Annotated in this window: 4 protein-coding genes and 2 pseudogenes; 5 read left to right on the forward strand and 1 reads right to left on the reverse strand. The window is 67.8% G+C overall.

Annotated features, from left to right (window positions below):
• Positions 1-888: 888 nt before the first annotated feature.
• The 5 genes and pseudogenes from pyrH to ACTHLF_RS07845 form a co-directional block, all read left to right on the forward strand.
• The gene (gene pyrH / locus ACTHLF_RS07825) at positions 889-1,611 is read left to right on the forward strand and encodes a UMP kinase (RefSeq protein WP_440326335.1); all 723 of its coding nucleotides are present in this window, start codon (positions 889-891) and stop codon (positions 1,609-1,611) included.
• A gap of 60 nt (positions 1,612-1,671) precedes the next feature.
• Positions 1,672-2,229, forward strand: a complete 558-nt coding sequence (gene frr, locus ACTHLF_RS07830) for a ribosome recycling factor (protein WP_440326336.1) — start codon at positions 1,672-1,674, stop codon at positions 2,227-2,229.
• A gap of 20 nt (positions 2,230-2,249) precedes the next feature.
• Entirely contained in the window at positions 2,250-2,987 is a 738-nt protein-coding gene (gene uppS, locus ACTHLF_RS07835; RefSeq protein ID WP_440326338.1) for a polyprenyl diphosphate synthase, read from the forward strand.
• Between the two features lie 12 nt (positions 2,988-2,999).
• Complete coding sequence (locus tag ACTHLF_RS07840; RefSeq protein WP_440326340.1) at positions 3,000-3,818, forward strand: phosphatidate cytidylyltransferase; 819 nt, start codon at positions 3,000-3,002, stop codon at positions 3,816-3,818.
• 3 nt (positions 3,819-3,821) lie between these two features.
• A pseudogene (locus ACTHLF_RS07845) lies at positions 3,822-4,163 on the forward strand (1-deoxy-D-xylulose-5-phosphate reductoisomerase); the annotation flags it as partial.
• Positions 4,164-4,215: 52 nt separating this feature from the next.
• Here ACTHLF_RS07845 and ACTHLF_RS07850 read toward each other — a convergent pair.
• Positions 4,216-4,496, reverse strand: a pseudogene (locus ACTHLF_RS07850) (1-deoxy-D-xylulose-5-phosphate reductoisomerase); the annotation flags it as partial.

The raw sequence follows: 4,496 nt of genomic DNA on the forward strand, positions 1-4,496 counted from the left end.
GCCGCGAACCGGCGGCCGGGCGGGGGTTTGAAACTCGCCATCCATGGCTCGATTTCAAACGGCCGGCCCTCCATGGCCGGCCCCCTGACGGGCTGTTCCCGCCCAGCCGCCTCGCCTGCGGAACTCGCCTCGAGGGTGGGCACCAAGGGCTCTCGGACGCGATCGGGTTGGGTGGTGGGAGAGCCGGGGTCGCTTTGATGGTGAGGCACGGCTTCATCGCCCTGTAGGCCATCGCGCGCAAGCGCGCTCCCACAGGCGAATGACAGCCGGGCTGCAACGGCCTTGTGGGAGCGCCCTCGCGCGCGACATCTTTCGCGAAAGCACCACAGGACCATGTTGATCGAGGCGAAAGCTGTCGGCCACAGGGTGGCCTCCTACGACGGCAAGGCTCGCCCAACAACCACCCTCAGCGCGTCCGAGAGCCCTTGGTGGCCACCCTCGAGGCGAGTTCCGCAGGCGAGGCCGGCGGGCGGGGACAGCCGCCGACGGCGGGAGCGGCCCTGGAGGGCCGCTCGTTTGAAATCGAGCCAGGATGGCGAGTTTCAAACCCCCGCCCGGCTGCCGGTTCGCGCCCGTAGGGCAATAAGTTCATTTGCCCCGGCGGGGCACACCTTTTCGACCGACGCGGACTGTCTGAGCAGCGAGGGTGGGCACCAAGGGCTCTTTCCAGAGACGTCCGAGCGCTAGCGCGATGGCGAAGCCGAGCAACCGCGAAGCCGAAGGCGAGCCTGATCGAGAGCCCACGCATTCGCGTAGCGAATGAACCGATTCAAAAGCCCCGCCGGTGAAGTTGCCACCGAGGTGAACAGCGACACTTTTTCACGCACCTGTAACAAAGGCGGCGCGCTACACTACCCGCGTTTTGCCCCACACAAACTGGAGAACCCCATGAGCACCCCGCTGAACCACCGCCGCATCCTGCTCAAGCTCTCCGGTGAAGCCCTGATGGGCAGCGAAGATTACGGCATCGACCCCAAGGTCATCGGCCGCCTCGCCAAAGAGATCCTGGAAGTCATCGACGCCGGCGTCCAGGTAGGCGTCGTCATCGGCGGCGGCAACATCTTCCGCGGCGCAGGCCTCGCCGCCTCCGGCATGGACCGCGTCACCGGCGACCACATGGGCATGCTCGCCACCGTCATGAACGCCCTCGCCATGCAGGACGCCATCGAAAAGCTCGGCGGTGAAGCCCGCACCATGAGCGCCATCAAGATCAACGAAGTCTGCGAAGACTTCATCCGCCGCCGCGCCATCCGCCACCTCGAAAAGGGCCGCGTCGCCCTCTTCGCCGCCGGCATCGGCAACCCCTTCTTCACCACCGACTCGGCCGCCGCCCTGCGCGCTGTCGAAATCGGCGCCGACCTGCTCCTCAAGGCCACCAAGGTCGACGGCGTCTACAGCGCCGACCCGAAGCGCGTGCCCGACGCCACCCGCTACGAACACCTCAGCTACAACCAGGTCATCGAGCGCCGCCTCGAGGTCATGGACACGGCCGCCATCGCCCTGTGCCGTGAGAACAAGCTCCCGCTGCGCATCTACGACATGACCCAGCCGGGCAACCTCATGAAGATCATGCGCGGCGAGCCCGTCGGCACCCTCGTAGACGCCGGCTAAGCCGGCCTCTGGCCGCCCTGCTATACTCGCCTGCTGACCAGATCCACCGGAAAACCGCCCATGATCAACGACATCAAGAAAGATGCTGAGACCCGCATGGGCAAGAGCATCGATTCGCTCAAGCACGACCTGAAGTCCATCCGGACCGGTCGCGCCAACCCGTCGATCCTCGAGAACATCAAGGTGCCCTATTACGGCACGGACACCCCGCTGTCCCAGGTCGCCAACGTGACCACGCCGGATGCGCGCTCGCTCTCCGTCAAGCCGTTCGACAAGAGCATGATCGGCCCGATCGAGAAGGCCATCATGGCTTCCGACCTCGGCATCACGCCGACGACCATGGGCATGGATATCCGCCTGAACTTCCCGCCGCCGACCGAGGAGCGCCGCAAGGAGCTCGCCAAAACAGTGGCCAAGGAAGGTGAGCAGGCCAAGATCGCCATCCGCAACGTCCGCCGCGACGCCATCCAGCACGTCGACAAGCTGCTGAAGGACAAGGCGATCACGGAAGACGACAAGAAGCGTGCGGATGACGACATCCAGAAGCTGACCGACAAGTTCGTCAAGAACGTCGACGAAGTCGTCTCCGAGAAGGAAAAGGAACTGATGGCGCTCTGACGCGCCATCGTTCCCCGCCCATGCCCGCAAAACCCGACGCCCGGGTTCCACGCCACATCGCCATCGTCATGGATGGCAACGGCCGTTGGGCGAAGCAACGGCTGCGCCCGCGCACGTTCGGCCACCACGCCGGCCAGAAGGCCGTGCGCTCGGCAGTCGAGTTCTGCCTGAAGCGCGGCGTCGGCTCGCTCACCCTGTTCGCCTTCTCCAGCGAGAACTGGTCCCGCCCCGAGGGCGAGGTATCCGCACTCATGGAACTGTTCCTCAAGGCGATCGATCGCGAAGTGGACGAGCTGCATGGCAACGGCGTCCGCGTGCGCTTCGTGGGTGACCTGGACGCGTTCGCGCCCGAACTGCGCAAGCGCATGCTGGGCGCCATGGAACGCACCGCGGCGAACACGGCGCTGAACATGAACGTCGCCGTGAACTACGGCGGCCGTTGGGATATCGCCAACGCGGCACGCCTCGCGGCGGAAGCGGCGGCCCGCGGCGAATTCCCGCTGGCCGAACTCGACGAGCAGCGCCTCAACGGCTACACCTGCCTCGCCGACCAGCCGCCGCTCGATCTCTTCATCCGCACGGGTGGCGAGCGCCGGGTAAGCAACTTCCTGCTCTGGCAGCTCGCCTATGCCGAGCTCTACTTCACCGACACCCTGTGGCCCGATGTCGACGACGCCTGCCTTTCCGGGGCGCTGGATGACTTCGCCCGCCGTGAGCGCCGTTACGGCCGCACCGGCGAACAGGTCGCCACGGGCTAACGCCGGACCTCCATGCTGAAGCAACGCATCATCACCGCGGCGATCCTCCTTCCGGTCGTACTCGCCCTCATCCTGCTGCCGCCCACCGGCTTCTTTGCCGCGATGGTCGCCATCGTCTTCGTCGGCGCCGCCTGGGAATGGGCGCAGCTGGCCGGGTTCCGTACGCAGGCGAGCCGCGCCGCCGTTGCCGCCGGCGCGGCAGCCGTTTTCGTGGTGCTGCTGCTCGTGCGCACGCCGGGCCTGCTTGCCGCGCTGACCTTCGCGGGCGTGGCCTGGTGGATCGCCTGCTGCTTCTGGCTTCGCCACTTCACGTTCGCCGCGGCGCCCAACAGCGAGAACCGCATGCTGAAGCTCGGCGCCGGCCTGCTCGTCATCGTGCCGGCGCTGGCTGCCGCGACCGATATCCATGCCAGCGAACGCGGGCACTGGTGGACGCTGCTCGCCCTGGTCATCGTGTGGGCAGCCGACACGGGCGCCTACTTCAGCGGCCGCTACTTTGGCCGGCGCAAGCTCGCTCCCCGCATTTCCCCAGGCAAGACCTGGGCGGGCGTGTACGGCGCCGTCGTCGCCGGCGGCCTCGTCGCGCTGCTTGGCGGCCTGATGCTTGGCGTCCAGACGGGCGGCCAGCTCATCGGGCTGGTGATCCTGGGCTTCCTCACCGTCGCGGTAGCCGGCGTGGGCGACCGGTTCGAGAGCCTCATGAAGCGCCATGCGTCGGTCAAGGATTCGGGAAGCCTGTTCCCCGGCCACGGCGGTCTCCTCGACCGCCTCGACAGCGTCTTCGCCGCCCTGCCGGTCTTCGCGGCCGGCAAGCTCCTGCTGGGCCTGTAAGCCATGGCCATCCGCCAGGTTGGGGTCCTGGGCGCCACTGGATCGATCGGCACCAGCACGCTCGATGTCATCGCGCGGCATCCGGACCGTTTTCGCGCCAGCATCCTCGTCGCGAACCGCGGCACGGAGGCGCTGGCGAAGCTCTGTGAACGCTTCCGTCCCGACCTGGCGATCGTCGCCGATCCGTCGATGGAAGCCGACCTGGCCCGCCGGCTCGCGGCTGCCGGCGTGCGCTGCGAGATTGCCTCCGGTGCCGATGCGGTGACCGCCGCGGCGGCCGGTCCGCTCTGCGACACCGTCGTCGCCGCCATCGTTGGCGCGGCGGGCCTCGACTCGACCCTGGCCGCGGCCCGCGCGGGCAAGCGCCTGCTGCTTGCCAACAAGGAATCCATCGTCATGGGTGGGGAACTGCTGCTGCAGGCCCTGCGCGAGGGCGGCGGCGACCTGATCCCGGTCGATTCCGAGCACAACGCCATTTTCCAGTGCCTGCCCGGCGGTCGCCCTGGCCTTGCGGGCGCCGGCGTCCACGCTTTGGCCCGGGCCGCAGCGGCCGTGCAGGCACTGGAAGATGGCGTTGTGCTCGCTGTCGATCGGCACCACCAGGGCCCCGGCGCCGCGCGCGGCGCCCATCAGCAGCTCGCCGGCGAGGACCAGCGACTCCTTGTTCGCGAGCAGCAG

This window comes from Luteibacter sp., from assembly GCF_051958795.1.
GTDB lineage: Bacteria > Pseudomonadota > Gammaproteobacteria > Xanthomonadales > Rhodanobacteraceae > Luteibacter.